This is a genomic window from Pseudomonas sp. xss_4, assembly GCF_043104125.1.
Taxonomy (GTDB): Bacteria; Pseudomonadota; Gammaproteobacteria; order Pseudomonadales; family Pseudomonadaceae; genus Aquipseudomonas; species Aquipseudomonas parafulva_B.
Window position 1 is genome coordinate 35,201 of record NZ_JBICKJ010000078.1, and the last position, 16,161, is coordinate 51,361.

The window sequence follows — 16,161 nt, forward strand, 5'->3', positions numbered from 1 at the left end:
ACGCTGTGCTAATATCCCGTCCCTGTTCACTATTGTCATATGGGTTGCCCATGAAGTTGTCCATGCCGCGTTTCGATCAAGCCCCGGTACTGGTGGTCGGCGATGTCATGCTCGACCGCTACTGGCATGGCGGTACGTCGCGTATTTCGCCGGAAGCGCCAGTGCCGGTGGTCAAGGTCGATCAGATCGAGGATCGCCCAGGCGGTGCGGCCAACGTGGCCTTGAACATCGCCGCACTCGGCGCGCCGGCTTCCCTGGTGGGCGTCACCGGGCAGGACGAAGCTGCCGACAGCCTTTCCAACAGCCTGCAGGCGGCAGGCGTGCGTTCTGTGTTCCAGCGCATTGCGCACCAGCCGACCATCGTCAAGCTGCGGGTCATGAGCCGGCACCAGCAACTGCTGCGCATCGATTTCGAAGAATCCTTCGCCACCGACCCGGTGTCGCTCAGCGCAGAAGTCGACGGTTTGCTCGAAGGCGTCAAGGTTCTGGTGCTGTCGGACTACGGCAAAGGCGCGCTGAAAAACCATCAGGCGTTGATCCAGGCTGCACGGGCCAAGGGCATCCCGGTGCTGGCCGACCCCAAGGGCAAGGATTTCTCCGTCTACCGCGGGGCCAGCCTGATCACCCCCAACCTCAGCGAGTTCGAGAACATCGTCGGCCGTTGTGCCGACGAGGCGGAGCTGGTTGCCAAGGGTTTGCAGCTGCTGCAGGAACTGGACATGGGCGCCTTGCTGGTGACCCGTGGCGAGCACGGCATGACCTTGCTGCGCGAGGGCCATCCGCCCCTGCACCTGCCAGCCCGTGCGCGTGAAGTGTTCGATGTGACCGGCGCAGGCGATACCGTGATCTCCACCCTTGCCGCCGCCATTGCCGCCGGTGAGGAACTGCCCCAGGCAGTGGCCCTGGCCAACCTGGCAGCGGGCATTGTCGTCGGCAAGCTCGGTACTGCGGCGATCAGCGCGCCGGAGCTGCGCCGCGCCATCCAGCGCGAAGAGGGCTCCGAGCGCGGGGTGCTGGGCCTTGAGCAATTGCTGGTGGCAATCGACGATGCCAGGGCGCACAACGAGCGCATCGTGTTCACCAACGGCTGCTTCGACATCTTGCATGCGGGCCATGTGACCTACCTGGAGCAGGCACGCGCGCAAGGCGATCGTCTGATCGTCGCGGTCAATGACGATGCATCGGTCAGCCGCCTGAAGGGCCCGGGCCGGCCGATCAACAGCGTCGACCGCCGCATGGCCGTGCTGGCAGGCCTGGGCGCGGTAGACTGGGTGATCAGTTTCTCCGAGGGCACCCCGGAAAACCTGCTGAGCCAGGTCAAGCCGGATGTGCTGGTCAAAGGCGGCGACTACGGCATCGACCAAGTGGTTGGCGCCGACATCGTCAACGCCTATGGCGGCACCGTGAAAGTGCTGGGGCTGGTGGAAAACAGCTCTACCACCGCCATCGTCGAGAAAATCCGCAAGCACTGACAGGGCAGGGCCGCACGTCGGCCCTTGTTCAGCCGGTCCTGCGAGAGAAGCGTTATATGCCCGCTTCGGCCGTAATGCTGTTCACTTAGGGCCGCAGAGCGGCCCCATCTATCTCAAATGAACAGCGTTACGCTTCGGTCAGGGCTTGTGCAGTGAGGTACGCGCCCGCTTGAGCAGCGCTCGGGCCTTGGCACCGAACCGTTGCAGGTGAGAGGCGCGGGCTGGCTTGGGCTCCACCAGGCCTTGCTGGCGCACCCAGTCCTTCCAGCGTATGCGTTCCTCGTTGACCACCCAGCCCTCCTGCCGCGCGAAGCTTTCGGCCAGGTACAACCCGCGTGTGCTGGCTGGCACCAGTTCGTCTTTCTTCAAGGTATACAGCTCGGCCAGGGGCTGGCCGTCCTGTAGCGGCATCAGGTACAGGTCCGGGCGCTTGCGGTTCAGCCGCGCCACCAACTGGTCACCCTCCAGGCGTTCGTCCACATGGAACAGGCTGAGTTTCTTGATCTCCCTGGGCACTTGCAGGCGCATGTCGTAGATCAGTTGCAGGGAAGCGGTCGGCAGGTGCACGTAGGCCCGGGGCCGTTCCAGCAGGACCAGGTTACCGCAGTAGACCGGGCGGGCGGCACCGGACTGCGGGGCCAGTTGAAAATGCGGCGTCTCACGGTAGTGCAAGGCTGCTGCATAGGGCACCGGTAGCCAGGTGTCGTTGAAACGGCCGCCCAGCCAACCCTCGGTGGTTTCCAGCAGGCATTCCTCGGCCACTTCCTGCACGGCGGTGTGCAATGGCAGGTTAAGTTCCTGGGCGGGCACGTAGCCTGAGATCAGTTTCAGCACCACGTCGCCACGGTCTTGCCGCCGTTGACGGACCAGCACCCAGTAGTCACGGTTTTGCCAGCTCAGCGTCAGGCGCACCGACACACCCAGGTTGGCAAGCTCAACCGCGAACCGCTGCGGGTCTGCCACCGCCACCGGTTTACGACGTTGCTGGGTCTGGGCGAAATTGAGGGGCATGCCGGTGCCCTGGTAGAGAAGGCTTTCGGCCGTGGCCTCGACATGCAGCGGCAGCGTCTTGAAGTTGCTCGGGTTCTTGCGTATCAGCGTTCGCGCCACGTTGCTCCTCCTTGCGACGGCTCACCTGGCGCGTGGCCAGGCAGACTCAATGCTGGCCCAGGATTCGGGCGACGGTGGCCGCGTTATGGGCCAGGTGCAACGGGTTGATGGTGCCCACGATAGCACTGCTGACGCCTGGGTGGGCGAACAGCAGCTCGAAGCTGGCACGGACCGGGTCGACGCCGGGTGCCAGGCAGGCATGGCCGCTGGCCAGGGCCTTTTTAACCAAGATGGCCTTGCCGTGCTGCGCAGCGTAGTCGAGTACCGGTCGCTCCGCCTGTTCGTTCAGGTTGAAGGTCACCATGGCGCAGTCGCCTTGCTCCAACGCCTTCAAGCCTCCGGCCGCAGTCTTGCCTGAAAAGCCGAAACCCAGGAGCTTGCCTTCACGCTTGAGCGCGGCCAAGGTCTCATACACTTCCTGCTGCTCGAGGATGGCCAGGTCATTACCGTCGGAGTGCACCAGCACCAAGTCGATACGGTCGGTTTCCAGCCGGCGCAGGCTGCGTTCTACCGAGCGGCGGGTGTGGGCTGCGCTGAAATCGAAGCGCGATTGACCGCCGTCGTATTCCTCGCCCACCTTGCTCACCAGCACCCAGGCATCGCGCTGACCCCGCAGCAGCGGGCCAAGGCGCTCTTCACTACGGCCATAGGCGGGGGCGGTGTCGAGCAGGTTGATGCCCAGGTCGCGGGCCTGGCCAAGCAGCAGTCTGGCTTCATCGTCGCCGGGGATGGTGAAGCCTGAAGGGTATTTGACGCCCTGGTCCCGGCCAAGCTTGACCGTGCCCAGCCCCAGGGGCGAAACCTGCAAACCCGTGCTGCCCAGGGGGCGATGCAGGCCGTGGAGAGTTGGCAGGCTCATGGCAGCAGGGTCTCCCACGCAGGCTGGCCCAGCGGCGGGCGCGGCAAGTCGGTCAGGTCGGCCTGGGCCTGGGGCTGCACGGCGTCGCGTTGCAACTGGCGGATAACCCGATCGCTGAAATCAGGTGCCAGGGCCAGCTTGGTAGGCCAGCCCACCAGCAGCCGTTGCTGTTCGGCAAGAAACGCATTGTCCGGGCGCACCAGGCCGGACTGGGCAGGCTCGGCACGGTCCACCCGCAAGGTGGCCCAGTGCAGCTGGCTTTGATCCACCCAGGGCAACAGGCTGGCCACTTCTTTCTGTGCCGCGGCGATCTGCTCGGCCGGCTCACGGGCCACCCCATCGGCTTCGGCCAGCTCGCCGCCCAGGTACCATACCCACTGTCCGTCGGCGGCTGGGTGGGTGGTCACCGTCATGCGCGGCTTGGGGCCTGCGCCCAGGCAATGGGCATAGAGTGGCTTGAGGTTGGCCCCCTTAACCATCACCATGTGCAGGGGGCGGGTTTGCATGGCGGGCTGCTCGAGCCCCAGTGCCTGCAACAGGTCCGCGATGCCGGCGCCGGCGCTGAGCACGATGCGCTGGGCGCGGATGTCACGCCCATCCACACGCAGGCCCACCAGCTCGCCATTGTCGCGCAGCGGCTCGATGCGCTCGCCTGCCAAGAGGCTGTCACCGGCCAGTTCGGCCAGGTTGGCCAGCAGGCTAGGCACGTCGATCACCAGTTCGGCCAAGCGATAGACCTTGCCCTTGAAGGCGCGGTCTTGCAGCGCCGCAGGCAATTGGTCGCCTTTGACCTGATCCACCCGGCCACGCACCGCCTTGCTGGCGAAGAAGCTGGTGAGGTTGCCGGCCAGGGTGCCTGGAGACCACAGGTAATGCGCATCGGACAGCAAGCGCGTGTGGCGCAGGTCCAGTTCGCCGTTGCCCGCCAAGGCTTCGCGCCAGCGGCGCGGCATGTCGGCAATCGCTTCCGAGGCGCCGGTCAAGGCCCCATGCAGCGCGTACTTGGTCCCGCCATGGATGATGCCCTGGGACTTGAGCGTCTGTGCGCCGCCTACCGTGGCGCGCTCCACCAGCACTGTCGAATAACCCAAGCGGCGCAAGCGGGCATTGAGCCAGAGGCCTGCGACCCCGGCGCCGACGATCAGCACGTCAGTGGAAATGGCAGATGGCATGGCGATACCTCGAAAACTGGGACAGCTGGCAAGTATACAGGCTCAGGATCGGATGCACGGGGTGGCGTGCGTCACGCATCCAGAGGCTGCTGCCAAGGCCCGGCTCAATGCCCCGTGGTCTTGGAGAACAACTGGATCACCACCACGCCGCCGACGATCATCGCCATGCCGAGTATCGCCGGGATGTCCAGCTTCTGCCCATAGATCACCAGTGCTGCCACGCTGATCAGGACGATACCGAGCCCAGACCAGATCGCGTAGGCGATGCCCACCGGAATGCTGCGCACCACCAGCGTCAGCATCCAGAACGCGATGCCGTAACCCGCCACCATCAGCAGCAAAGGCAATGGCGTGCTAAGGCCTTTGACGGCCTTCATGGAAGCGGTGGCGACGACTTCGGCGCAGATGGCAATCGCAAGGTAGGTGTAGGCATTCATGACGGTTCTCCATTCGATGGGCGCATTCTAGGCCGTACTCGGATGCGGTAAAGTCATTACCTATCTGGCAAGGAGATAGGTGGATGGCCGAGCAATGGAGTCTGGATCAGCTGCGCACGTTCCTGCGGGTGGCTGAGCTGCGTTCGTTTTCGGCGGTTGCACGCGAACAGCACAAGGCTCAGTCAGCGATCAGCAGCGCCATCGCCCTGCTCGAAGCGGACCTTGGGGTCACCTTGTTCGAACGCAGCAGTGGGCGCCAACCGAAGCTCACCGCAAACGGCGAAGCGCTGCTTGCCGATGCCCGTGAGCTGCTGCGCCAATGCGAGCGCCTGGACGGGCGGGCCCTGGCACTGATGCGTGGCCAGGAAGCACTGCTGCGGGTGGCGCAGGATGAGGCGATGCCGTATCAGCCTGTCATCGACAGCCTGGATGAGCTGGCAACCTGTTACCCCTTTCTGCAAGTGCAACTGGCCAGCGGCGCGCAGGGCGATGTCGCGCGCAAGCTGGTGGAGCGGCGCGCCGACTTGGGGTTGTTCTTTCACCACGAGCGCATACCGGCGTCGCTTGAACGGCGGGCCTTGGGTAGCGTGGAAATGGTCACGGTCTGCGCCGTCGGCCACCCTTTGGCGCAGGCCGGACGGGTGGACCGACAGCAACTGGCACGCCATCGACAGCTGCTGATTACGCCCCAGCAGAGCGGTTACCCGGGGGGTGAGGCGATCAGCCCGCAGGTATGGCGGGCCGACAGCTTCTATGCCATGGCCGAACTGCTGATGCGTGGGCTGGGCTGGGCCTGGCTGCCGCGCCATGTGGTGCAGTACCCCACCTACCAGGCGCACATGGTAGAGCTGGCCAGCGACTGGCGGCCACCGGCGCTGGTGGTGGAGCTTGCCTGGCGTCGGGACGAACCGCTGGGGCCTGCTGCGCAGTGGCTGGCCGAGCGCTTTGCGGTGCATTTGCGTGCGATCGGGTAAACTGCGTCGCCATGAACAGAACCCTCTACACTTTGCTGTTTCACCTGGGCCTGCCCTTGCTGGCGCTGCGCCTGTACTTGCGCGCGCGCAAGGCCCCTGCCTACGGCCGCCGCCTCGGTGAGCGGTTCGCCTTCAGGCTACCGGCCATGCGCAAAGGCGGCATCTGGGTGCATGCCGTCTCGGTGGGCGAAAGCATTGCAGCCGCGCCCATGGTGCGCGCCCTGCTCAAGGCCTACCCTGAGCTGCCGATGACACTGACGTGCATGACGCCCACCGGGTCGGAGCGTATTCGCGCCCTGTTCGGCGATGAACCCCGGGTCCAGCATTGCTACTTGCCATATGACCTGCCGTGGGCGGCAGGGCGCTTTCTCGACCATGTGCAGCCAAGGCTGGGCGTGATCATGGAAACCGAACTCTGGCCCAATCACATCCATCAGTGCGCCAGGCGTGGCATTCCCGTGGCGCTGGCCAACGCGCGCTTGTCAGAACGCTCGGCCCGTGGCTACGGGCGGTTTGCCAGGCTGACCCGGCCCATGCTGGCCGAAATGAGCCTGATTGCTGCGCAGACCGAAGTCGAGGCCCAGCGCTTTCTTGCACTCGGAGCGCGTACTGGCTGCGTGCAGGTGACCGGCTCGATCAAGTTCGACCTGAAGATCGATGAGCACCTGGTGCCGCGGGCCCAGGCCTTGCGCCAGCAATGGGCCGCCGCTTCGCGCCCGGTGTGGATCGCCGCCAGCACCCACGATGGCGAAGATGCCCTGGTCCTGCAGGCGCACCGGCAGTTGCTGCAGGTGCATGGGGATGCGCTGTTGATCCTGGTGCCCCGGCATCCGGAGCGCTTTGAGGCGGTCCATGCCTTGTGCAGCCAGCAGTTTGCCACGGTGCGTCGCTCTACCGGGCTGCCGGTGCTTGCACAGACGCAAGTGCTGCTGGGCGACACCATGGGTGAGTTGCTGTTCTTGTATGCCCTTGCCGACATGGCGTTCGTCGGCGGCAGCCTGGTGCCGACTGGCGGGCACAACCCGTTGGAACCGGCAGCCCTGGCGCTACCGGTGCTGATGGGGCCACACGTGTTCAATTTTCTCGAGATCAGTGCCATGTTGCACGAGGCGGGCGGGTTGCAGCAGGTCGATGACGCCCAGGGGCTGGCCGGTGCCGTGCAGCGGCTGGTCGAATTACCGCAAGATGCCCGGCGCATGGGTGAGGCGGGCAGGGCGGTGATGAGGGCCAATCAGGGGGCGTTGCAGCGCTTGCTCGAGGGGTTGGAAAAGTTGATGCCCTGAGCTCACCACGGGGGCGATGGCTGCGGTTGCCGTGATCAGGGGGGCCGCTTTTGCGGCCCATCTTGCAGTTCGGACAGCCCGCCCTCAGGGCCTGCGCTCGAAATTCTTCGCCGCCGCTGCCGCCAGGTCCGGAGGCAGGAAATCCTTGTCCGGGTTGTAGTCGGGTTTCAGGTAGCGCTTGAGGTCCTGCAGGTCTTGCGGGCTCAGCGTACCGGCTGCCTGTTTCAGGCTCAGGTTGTCGAGGATGTAGGCGTACCGGCTGTTGTTGTAGTCGCGCACCGAGGTGTACAGCTGGCGCTGGGCGTCGAGCACATCGACGATGTTGCGGGTGCCCACCTGATAGCCGATTTCGGTAGCCTCAAGTGCGCTCTGGTTGGAAATGATCGACTGCTTGCGCGCCTGCACCTGTTCGACGTCGGTGTTCACCGCGCGGTGCAGGTTGCGGGTATTCTCCACCACCTGGCGGCGCAGGCTTTCGCGCTGCTGCTCGCTCTGGCTCAGGCGTTGGTAGGCTTCGCGTACCTGTGAACTGGTCAGCCCGCCGCTGTAGATGGGGATGTTCAACTGCAAGCCAACGGTGGTCTGCTCCACGTCGCCGCCATAGCGAACACCCAGCGGTGAAGGGTTGCTAAAGCCCAGGTTGTCGTTGTCACCCTTCTGGTATTTGGCCACGGCATCCACGGTCGGGGCGTGACCGGCCTTGCGCTGACGCAGCGTTTCTTGCGCCGCGGACACTGCGTAGTTGGTCGCCAGCAGGTTGAGGTTCTGCCGGCCTGCAGTTTCGACCCAGGCCTTGGCGTCGTTGGGCACGGGCACCTGCACCGGCAGGCTGTGCACCACGCCCTGGATAGCGGTGTATTCCCGGTTGGTCAGGGTGACCAACGCCTCGAAGGCGTCCTGCACCTGACGGTCGGCGATGATGCGGTTGGCGCGGGCCGTGTCGTAACTGGCCTGGGACTGCAGCACGTCGGTCTTGTCCGAAAGCCCCACGTCGAAACGCTCGTTGGACTGGTCGAGCTGACGCTTGAGGGCCGCTTCCTCGGCCTTGCTGGCCGCCAGGTTGTCCTGGGCGCGCAGCACCGCGAAGTAGCTTTGCGCCGTCTGCAGGATCAGGTTCTGCTCGGTGGCAGACAGCTCCAGCGCGGCCTGTTCGTTGAACGCTTCGGCAGCCTGCAACTGGAACCAGCGGTCGGCGCGGAAGATGGGCTGGGCCAGGGTCGCGCTCCAGGCATTGCCGCTGCGGTTGGATGTGATCGAAGGTTCGTCGAGCTTGGTGCGGGTGCTTTGCATTTCGGCACCGGCCGACAGGTTGGGCAGCAAGCCGGCACGGGCCTGGGGCACGATTTCGCGACGCGCGCCGTAGTCGGCGCGAGCGGCGGCCAGATCGGCGTTGTTCTGTACCGCTTCCTGGTAAACGCTCACCAGATCGGTCTTCACCGTAGCCGGCACGTCCGCTGCCCAGGCCATCGTCTGGGACGCACAAGACACGGCCAGGGCCAGTGAGAGTTTGCGCAGCATAGGGGCAATCCTTGTACGAAATGTAATTACTGAACTGTTGAGTTTCGTGTGATGACGCAGTGTAGTGCCACGCGCACCGGGCAACAATCACCCCGGATGCCGTTGATCATTCCCGGGATTGCTCGCTTGGCTTTGCCGGCAACTCCAGTCTAGACTGCGCATGTTCTTGTCGGGGTGCCTTGAAGCAAAGGCTGAGATCGCATAGGTGCGGATCCCGTTGAACCTGATCAGGTTAGCGCCTGCGTAGGGAACAAGATTGCTCGCCTTCCCGGGGAGCCTCTTGTGCCAGGTCCGGGAAAGCATCGGCTGCTTGCAGCCCATGACACCCCGTCTTTGGCACCGCACCCGTCTAGGAGTGCGTCCGCGTCCTTCAGGTTCACCCCGACATTCCACTGCTAGGAAGCCGTCTGGAGAGCCTGTGATGACCCAACAAGAAAAAGCGATGAACCTCAGCGAATCGGCGCAAGTCGATCAGCAGTCCGTGCAGCCGTTTCCGCGCTCGCGCAAGGTTTATGTCCAGGGCTCGCGCCCGGATATTCGCGTGCCGATGCGCGCGATCAGCCTGGCCGACACGCCCACCGATTTTGGGGGTGAGAGCAATGCGCCGGTGCTGGTCTACGACACTTCCGGCCCTTACACCGACCCAGAGGTATTGATCGACGTGCGCAAGGGCCTGGCCGACGTGCGTTCGGCCTGGATCGACGCACGGGGTGACACCGAGCGCCTGAGCGGGCTGAGCTCCCACTTCGGCCAGCAGCGGCTGAACGACGCCGAACTGGCCAAGCTGCGCTTCGCCCATGTCCGCAACCCGCGTCGTGCCAAGCCAGGCGCCAATGTGTCGCAGATGCATTACGCCCGCCAGGGCATCATCACCGCCGAGATGGAATACGTGGCCATCCGCGAGAACATGAAGCTGCAGGAGGCCCGGGCGGCAGGCCTGCTCGATACGCAGCATGCCGGTCACAGCTTCGGCGCCAGCATTCCCAAGGAAATCACCCCCGAGTTCGTACGTGAGGAAGTGGCCCGTGGCCGCGCCATCATCCCGGCCAACATCAACCATACCGAGCTGGAGCCGATGATCATCGGCCGCAACTTCCTGGTGAAAATCAACGGCAACATCGGCAACAGTGCGTTGGGTTCGTCCATCGAAGAAGAAGTGGCCAAGCTCACCTGGGGCATTCGCTGGGGCTCGGACACCGTCATGGACTTGTCCACCGGCAAGCACATCCATGAAACCCGCGAATGGATCATTCGCAACTCACCCGTGCCCATCGGCACCGTTCCCATCTACCAGGCATTGGAAAAGGTTGGCGGTGTGGCCGAGGACCTAACCTGGGAGCTGTTTCGCGACACGCTGATCGAACAGGCCGAGCAGGGCGTGGACTACTTCACCATCCATGCCGGGGTGCTGCTGCGCTATGTCCCGCTGACCGCCAAGCGCGTCACCGGCATCGTCAGCCGGGGTGGCTCGATCATGGCCAAGTGGTGCTTGGCGCATCACCAGGAGAACTTCCTGTACACCCACTTCGAAGAAATCTGCGAAATCATGAAGGCCTACGACGTCAGCTTCTCGCTGGGCGATGGCCTGCGTCCTGGCTCGATCGCCGACGCCAACGATGCGGCGCAGTTCGGCGAGCTGGAAACCCTGGGCGAACTGACCAAGATCGCCTGGAAGCACGATGTGCAATGCATGATCGAAGGCCCTGGCCATGTGCCGATGCAGTTGATCAAGGAGAACATGGACAAGCAGCTAGAGTGCTGTGACGAAGCGCCGTTCTACACCCTCGGCCCGCTGACCACCGACATCGCCCCTGGCTACGACCACATCACCTCCGGCATCGGGGCGGCCATGATCGGCTGGTTTGGCTGCGCCATGCTCTGCTATGTGACGCCCAAGGAACACCTGGGGCTGCCTGACAAGGACGACGTCAAGACCGGCATCATCACCTACAAGATTGCAGCCCATGCAGCCGACCTGGCCAAAGGTCACCCAGGGGCCCAGATTCGCGATAACGCGTTGTCGAAGGCGCGCTTCGAGTTTCGCTGGGAAGATCAGTTCAACCTGGGGTTGGACCCTGACACGGCGCGTGCCTTCCACGACGAAACCCTGCCCAAGGAGTCGGCCAAGGTGGCACATTTCTGCTCCATGTGCGGGCCGAAGTTCTGCTCCATGAAGATCACCCAGGAAGTGCGTGAATACGCTGCCCGGATCGAAACCGTGGATGTCTCGGTGGAGCAGGGCATGCGCGAGCAGGCCGAGCGCTTCCGCCAGGCCGGCAGCCAGCTGTACCACAAGGTCTGAGGCGCAGCCTTTGGGCCAAGGTGGGCGCAAGCAGGTCGCGAAGCAGGTACCTGGTTAGCCGCCTGCCTTGCGCCCACCCCTACAATCACATTGCCGAGTGCGAGCAAGCATGACCACGTCCAGTCAATTCTCCCCCGATCATCCCATCCCCAACGGCCAACGCGTGTTCGGCGGCCGCGACCTGTTTTCACTATGGTTTTCCCTAGGCATCGGCCTGATGGTGCTGCAAGTCGGTGCCATGCTGGCGCCAGGCCTTGGCCTGTCCGGGGCTATCCTGGCCATCGCCCTGGGCACCGGGGTCGGTGTGTTGTTGTTGGGTGCTGCCGGTGTGATCGGCAGTGACACCGGTTTGTCCGCCATGGGTACGCTCAAGCTCAGCCTGGGGGCGCAAGGTGCGCGCTTGCCAGCGCTGCTCAACGTATTGCAGCTGATAGGCTGGGGCGCCTTCGAGATCATCGTCATGCGCGATGCCGCCAGCCTGCTGGGTGCACGAGCCTTCGGTGAGGCCAGCGTGTGGAACAGCCCGGTACTGTGGACGCTGTGTTTCGGCGCGCTGGCCACAGTGCTTGCGGTCAGCGGGCCGTTGGCCTTCGTGCGCAAGATCCTGCGGGCCTGGGGTATCTGGCTGCTGCTGGGCGCCTGTGCCTGGCTGACCTGGAACCTGTTCGCCAAGGCTGACCTGGCGACGCTGTGGCAACGCGGCGGGGATGGGTCGATGTCGCTGGCCGTGGGCTTTGACATCGTCATCGCCATGCCCCTGTCGTGGTTGCCGCTGATTGCCGACTATTCGCGGTTTGCCCGTGACGGCAGACAGGTGTTCGGTAGTACGGTGGTGGGGTACTTCATCGGCAACACCTGGCTGATGAGCCTAGGGGTGGCCTACACCCTGGCCTTCGCGGCGCAGGGCGAAGTCAATGCCCTGCTACTGGCGCTCGCCGGGGCTGGCATGGGTATTCCGTTGTTGCTGATTCTGCTCGACGAATCGGAAAAAGCCTTCGCCGATATTCATTCGGCAGCGGTCTCCGCCGGGGTGCTGGCACGCGTGAAGGTAGAACACCTGGCCCTGGCCATCGGTGTGTTATGCACGCTGATCGCCCTGTTGGCACCGCTTGCGCAGTACGAGAACTTCCTGCTGCTGATCGGCTCGGTGTTCGCCCCGCTGTTCGGCGTGGTGCTGATGGACCATTACTGGGTTCGCCGTCGCAGCGTTCCAGCCCATGTAGGGGCGCTGCACTGGCCGGCATTGCTGGCATGGGCGGCAGGGGTTACGGCGTATCACATCATTGCCGCCCAGGCGCCGGACCTGGGCGCGACCCTGCCGGCGTTGGTGCTGGCAGGGGTGTTGTATGGCGTGTTGAACCTCAGCCGCGGCCGGGGAACAGTTCGGGCTTGATCACACCATTGAGGCGTGGGTAAGGGATTTTCAGCTCCACATGGCCCATGGAATACGGCGCGATGGCGTACACCTCGTACTTCACCACCACCGCGCCGTAGGTCAGGGCGATATGGGGCGAGCGTTTGAATGGCCAGGTCTTGATGAACTCGGCATCCTTGTCCATGCCGACACTGATCAGCCAGGCGCGGTGCGATTCCTCCACCGTCTTCCAGAACGTTTCTTCCTGGCCCGGGACCAGCATGTCCTGCAGTGTCAGGACCTTGTCCAGCTTGCGTGAATAGTTGATGAAGGCACGACCTGGCATGCCATGGGCGCCACCGGTATCCAGGTAGCTGGACAGCTCGATGATCACCAGCCCGTCATGCTGTTCGCGTACCTTGGCCTGCAAGTAGCTGCTGTTGCGCTTCTCGGCGCTGGCCAGGTAGTGCTGTTCGTAGGCTTGCAACGTGGTCGGTGCTGCCGCGTGCTGGTTGTCCTCGGTCAGCTGCAGCAGGCGCTTTTCGACAATACCGTCGAGCTTGGGCAACGCCGGGAAATGCACGGTGTCAATATTCACCAACGGGCAATCACGCTCGCTGCAGCCTGGCTTGACGTGCTCCCAGGCTTCGCGCTTGACCTCGAGCGGTGCTCGGTAGTTGGGGGCGAACAGGCTCTGGCATGCGCCCAGCGCCAAGGCCAGCACAGCGATGGATGTCAGTTTGACGAGTGTCATGATGATCCTTGCAAGAACAGGGAAAAGTCGGCCTTTGACCGTCGGCATGGCCTTCAGTTCGCCACTAAGCTAACAGAGACCGGGCCCGCTGTGCCATGTACGCCAACGGTTGTCGCCGGGGGGTGAAACGTGCCAGCGTGCAGAGTAGGATGGCGCGATGCAGCAGCGATGCAACGAGGATTTTCATGTCGGATACGTTGAATTCAGTGCCCCAGGCGGTCGAGATCGTCAAGCGGGACAAGTGTTTCCAGGGCTTTTACAGGCTCGACAAGCTGCACCTTCGCCATGAGCTGTTCGCCGGTGGAATGGGCCGGGAAATCAGCCGTGAGCTGTTCGTGCGCCATGACGCGGTGTGCGTTTTGCCGTACGACCCGCAGCGCGATGAAGTGGTCCTGATCGAGCAGTTTCGTGTGGGCGCCCTGGACAAGGTCGCCAACCCCTGGTTGATCGAGATGGTCGCCGGGCTGATCGACAAGGACGAGCAGCCAGAAGAAGTGGCCCACCGTGAGGCCGAGGAAGAGGCCGGCCTGACGTTCAGCGCGCTGTGGCCGATGACGCGCTACTTCCCTTCGCCAGGCGGCAGTGACGAATACGTCCACCTGTTCCTTGGCCGCTGCAGCGCCGAGGGTGCCGGTGGCCTGCACGGGCTGGAGTCTGAAGGCGAGGATATCCGGGTGCGCGCGTGGTCGTTCGAAGATGCCTTGCAGGCGGTACGCGACGGGCGCATCTGCAATGCCGCGACCATCATCGGCTTGCAATGGCTCGCCCTGAACCGCGACGAAGTTCGAGGCATGTGGAAGTGAACCTGCTGCGCGAGCGCTACCGGGTCGACCTGGCCGGATTGCAGGCCGCCTGTGAGGCCAACTATGCCCGGCTGATGCGCCTGCTCCCGGACATGCGCACCACCCAGAGCTCGCGTAGCATCGGCATGACCCAGGGCGACCAGATGCTGGGCGTGCTAGTGCTCGACGTGGTCCTGGCCTGCCCCTACACCACCACGCTGCGCATACGCCAGGAGCACAGCCTGCCCTGGCTGCCGGTCCCGGTCATGGAGGTGCAGGTTTACCATGACGCCCGCATGGCCGAAGTGGTGAGCGCCGAGCACGCCAGGCGTCTGCGCAGCATCTATCCTTACCCCAACGCCGCCATGCACCAGCCGGACGAAAAAGCCCAGCTGAACCTGTTCCTGGGTGAATGGCTTTCTCACTGCCTGGCCTGCGGCCACGAACTGGTAAGCGCTCGCTGAAAGGAGACGGCCTTGCCGCACTCGAACCCTGCCGGCACCGTTAACGTGGTGCACCTGACCGACGCCCATCTGTTCGCCAGCCCCGAGGGCAGCATGCTAGGCCTCAATACCCGCGACAGCCTGCGCCATGTGGTGCGGCAGGCATTGCGCGAGCAGAGCGACACGCACCTGTTGTTGTGCACGGGGGACTTGTCCCAGGACGCCAGCGTTGCTTCCTACGCGGCCTTTGAGCAATTGACCGCAGGCTTTGCTGCGCCGGCGCGCTGGCTGCCGGGCAACCATGACGAAGCGCAGGTGATGGCGCAGGTGGCGCCTGAGTTAGTGCAGCCGGTTACCGACATCGGGGCCTGGCGCATCGTCATGCTCGACACGGCAGTGCCAGGAGCGGCCCATGGTTGGCTGCAGGATACCCAGCTCAGCCTGCTGGAAACTGCATTGCGCACGTCAGGGGAGCGCCACTGCCTGGTGTGCCTGCACCATCAACCGGTCGACATCGGCTGTGCATGGATCGCCCCCATCGGCCTGCGCAACGCCGATGCGCTGTTCGCCGTGATCGATCGTCACCCCCAGGTGCGTGCGCTGTTGTGGGGGCACGTGCATCAGGAATGGGATCAATGGCGCGGCGACCTGCGGCTGCTGGCCACGCCTTCGACCTGCATCCAGTTCGCCCCAGGCAGTGAAGATTTCGAGGTAAGCCAGCAGCATCCTGGCTATCGCTGGATCCGCTTGCAGACTGATGGGACGGTGGACACGGGGGTGGAGCGGGCGCTGGATTTCGAGGTCAGGCTCGATTTCGATAGCCCGGGGTATTGAACTGCGCGGGCTGTCCTGCACCCGCTCTCCAAAGAACCCAGTTCCGTGTGGGAACGGCCTCGCCGGGGCGCCGGACCGGCCGCTCCCATCCTAACCGTGTCACCATAGCTGCCAATAGTGTCAGTGACTCTCCACCTGCCCATAGCGGAATGTGTTTCAGAAAAACCAGCGCGGCGCCAAAACCTTGCGAACGCGATACACTGCGCGTCCCTGCGCCTGCCTACAGGCGCAACGCTACAGCTTCCGGGGGCAGCATGTCGGGTTCCATCCTCTATATACACGGCTTCAACAGCTCGCCGTTGTCAGCCAAGGCCAGGCAGCTTCAGGCCGTCATGCAGCACCTCGGGCTGATCGACCGGCTGCGCCTGCCAGCGCTGCATCATCATCCCCGCCAGGCCATCGAGCAGCTTGAAGGTTGCATTGCCGAACTGGGCGCGCCGTTGCTGGTGGGCAGTTCACTGGGCGGCTACTATGCCACCTTCCTGGCCGAGCGCCATGGCCTCAAGGCCTTGCTGGTCAACCCCGCCGTAGGGCCGCACCGCCTGTTCGACGGCTATTTGGGTACCCAGCACAACCATCACACAGGCCAGGCGTGGGAGTTGACCCTCGACCACGTCCAGGCGCTGGCCGAGCTGGAGGTCCCGCCCCCTACGGACCCAAGCCGCTACCAGGTATGGTTGCAGACCGGCGACGAAACCCTGGACTATCGCCACGCCGAGCGGTACTACCGCCACTGCGCGCTGCGTATCCAGGCCGGTGGCGACCACAGCTTCCAAGGCTTCGCCGAGCGCCTGCCGGCCCTACTGGCCTTCGCCGGTGTTGCCCCGACGCAGTACGCTGCACTCGATTTTTCTGTATTTTGATTTT

The 16,161-nt window shown here is 64.1% G+C and carries 15 protein-coding genes and 1 riboswitch; of the genes, 9 read left to right on the forward strand and 6 right to left on the reverse strand.

What is annotated here, in order from left to right:
• Window positions 1-50 precede the first annotated feature (50 nt).
• A complete protein-coding gene (gene hldE / locus ACF8GB_RS16985) occupies window positions 51-1,472 on the forward strand; it encodes a bifunctional D-glycero-beta-D-manno-heptose-7-phosphate kinase/D-glycero-beta-D-manno-heptose 1-phosphate adenylyltransferase HldE (protein WP_023532960.1) in 1,422 nt (473 codons plus the stop codon).
• 138 nt (window positions 1,473-1,610) lie between these two features.
• On the opposite strand, the gene ACF8GB_RS16990 is transcribed toward hldE, so the two are convergent.
• From ACF8GB_RS16990 to ACF8GB_RS17005, 4 genes are all read right to left on the reverse strand, one after another.
• Window positions 1,611-2,582, reverse strand: coding sequence for a hypothetical protein (locus ACF8GB_RS16990; RefSeq protein WP_058604008.1), 972 nt, complete (start codon window positions 2,580-2,582; stop codon window positions 1,611-1,613).
• Window positions 2,583-2,628: 46 nt separating this feature from the next.
• Window positions 2,629-3,441: an aldo/keto reductase gene (locus ACF8GB_RS16995; protein ID WP_058638911.1), complete on the reverse strand. Its 813-nt coding sequence runs from the start codon at window positions 3,439-3,441 to the stop codon at window positions 2,629-2,631.
• Window positions 3,438-4,613, reverse strand: coding sequence for an FAD-binding oxidoreductase (locus tag ACF8GB_RS17000; protein ID WP_078477894.1), 1,176 nt, complete (start codon window positions 4,611-4,613; stop codon window positions 3,438-3,440). Before ACF8GB_RS17000 ends, ACF8GB_RS16995 begins: the two co-directional genes overlap by 4 nt.
• A 104-nt stretch (window positions 4,614-4,717) precedes the next feature.
• Entirely contained in the window at window positions 4,718-5,050 is a 333-nt protein-coding gene (locus ACF8GB_RS17005) for a multidrug efflux SMR transporter (protein ID WP_196186383.1), read from the reverse strand.
• Window positions 5,051-5,133: 83 nt separating this feature from the next.
• On the opposite strand from ACF8GB_RS17005, the gene ACF8GB_RS17010 reads away from it, so the two are divergent.
• Together ACF8GB_RS17010 and waaA are read left to right on the forward strand one after the other, a co-directional pair.
• On the forward strand, window positions 5,134-6,024 hold the full coding sequence (locus ACF8GB_RS17010) for a LysR family transcriptional regulator (RefSeq protein ID WP_196186384.1): 891 nt from the start codon (window positions 5,134-5,136) through the stop codon (window positions 6,022-6,024).
• 11 nt (window positions 6,025-6,035) lie between these two features.
• Window positions 6,036-7,307: a lipid IV(A) 3-deoxy-D-manno-octulosonic acid transferase gene (gene waaA / locus ACF8GB_RS17015; RefSeq protein WP_392527347.1), complete on the forward strand. Its 1,272-nt coding sequence runs from the start codon at window positions 6,036-6,038 to the stop codon at window positions 7,305-7,307.
• 84 nt (window positions 7,308-7,391) lie between these two features.
• On the opposite strand, the gene ACF8GB_RS17020 is transcribed toward waaA, so the two are convergent.
• Window positions 7,392-8,825, reverse strand: a complete 1,434-nt coding sequence (locus tag ACF8GB_RS17020; protein WP_058638916.1) for a TolC family outer membrane protein — start codon at window positions 8,823-8,825, stop codon at window positions 7,392-7,394.
• 160 nt (window positions 8,826-8,985) lie between these two features.
• Window positions 8,986-9,092: riboswitch (TPP riboswitch) on the forward strand.
• Between the two features lie 154 nt (window positions 9,093-9,246).
• On the opposite strand from ACF8GB_RS17020, the gene thiC reads away from it, so the two are divergent.
• Window positions 9,247-11,127, forward strand: coding sequence for a phosphomethylpyrimidine synthase ThiC (thiC, locus tag ACF8GB_RS17025; protein ID WP_058638917.1), 1,881 nt, complete (start codon window positions 9,247-9,249; stop codon window positions 11,125-11,127).
• A 109-nt stretch (window positions 11,128-11,236) separates the two neighbouring features.
• Window positions 11,237-12,520 carry a putative hydroxymethylpyrimidine transporter CytX gene (cytX, locus tag ACF8GB_RS17030; protein ID WP_058638918.1) on the forward strand — a complete coding sequence of 428 codons (1,284 nt, stop codon included), beginning with the start codon at window positions 11,237-11,239 and terminating at the stop codon, window positions 12,518-12,520.
• On the opposite strand, the gene ACF8GB_RS17035 is transcribed toward cytX, so the two are convergent.
• The gene (locus ACF8GB_RS17035) at window positions 12,489-13,235 is read right to left on the reverse strand and encodes an RsiV family protein (RefSeq protein WP_058638919.1); all 747 of its coding nucleotides are present in this window, start codon (window positions 13,233-13,235) and stop codon (window positions 12,489-12,491) included. The genes cytX and ACF8GB_RS17035 overlap by 32 nt on opposite strands.
• Window positions 13,236-13,420: 185 nt before the next feature.
• On the opposite strand from ACF8GB_RS17035, the gene ACF8GB_RS17040 reads away from it, so the two are divergent.
• The 4 genes from ACF8GB_RS17040 to ACF8GB_RS17055 all read left to right on the forward strand — a co-directional run bounded on the left by ACF8GB_RS17040 (window position 13,421) and on the right by ACF8GB_RS17055 (window position 16,157).
• A complete protein-coding gene (locus ACF8GB_RS17040; protein WP_392527348.1) occupies window positions 13,421-14,038 on the forward strand; it encodes an NUDIX domain-containing protein in 618 nt (205 codons plus the stop codon).
• The gene (locus ACF8GB_RS17045) at window positions 13,993-14,481 is read left to right on the forward strand and encodes a DUF1249 domain-containing protein (RefSeq protein WP_392527349.1); all 489 of its coding nucleotides are present in this window, start codon (window positions 13,993-13,995) and stop codon (window positions 14,479-14,481) included. Before ACF8GB_RS17040 ends, ACF8GB_RS17045 begins: the two co-directional genes overlap by 46 nt.
• Before the next feature lie 12 nt (window positions 14,482-14,493).
• On the forward strand, window positions 14,494-15,294 hold the full coding sequence (cpdA, locus tag ACF8GB_RS17050; RefSeq protein WP_392516042.1) for a 3',5'-cyclic-AMP phosphodiesterase: 801 nt from the start codon (window positions 14,494-14,496) through the stop codon (window positions 15,292-15,294).
• A gap of 254 nt (window positions 15,295-15,548) precedes the next feature.
• A complete protein-coding gene (locus tag ACF8GB_RS17055) occupies window positions 15,549-16,157 on the forward strand; it encodes a YqiA/YcfP family alpha/beta fold hydrolase (RefSeq protein WP_196121423.1) in 609 nt (202 codons plus the stop codon).
• Window positions 16,158-16,161 lie beyond the last annotated feature (4 nt).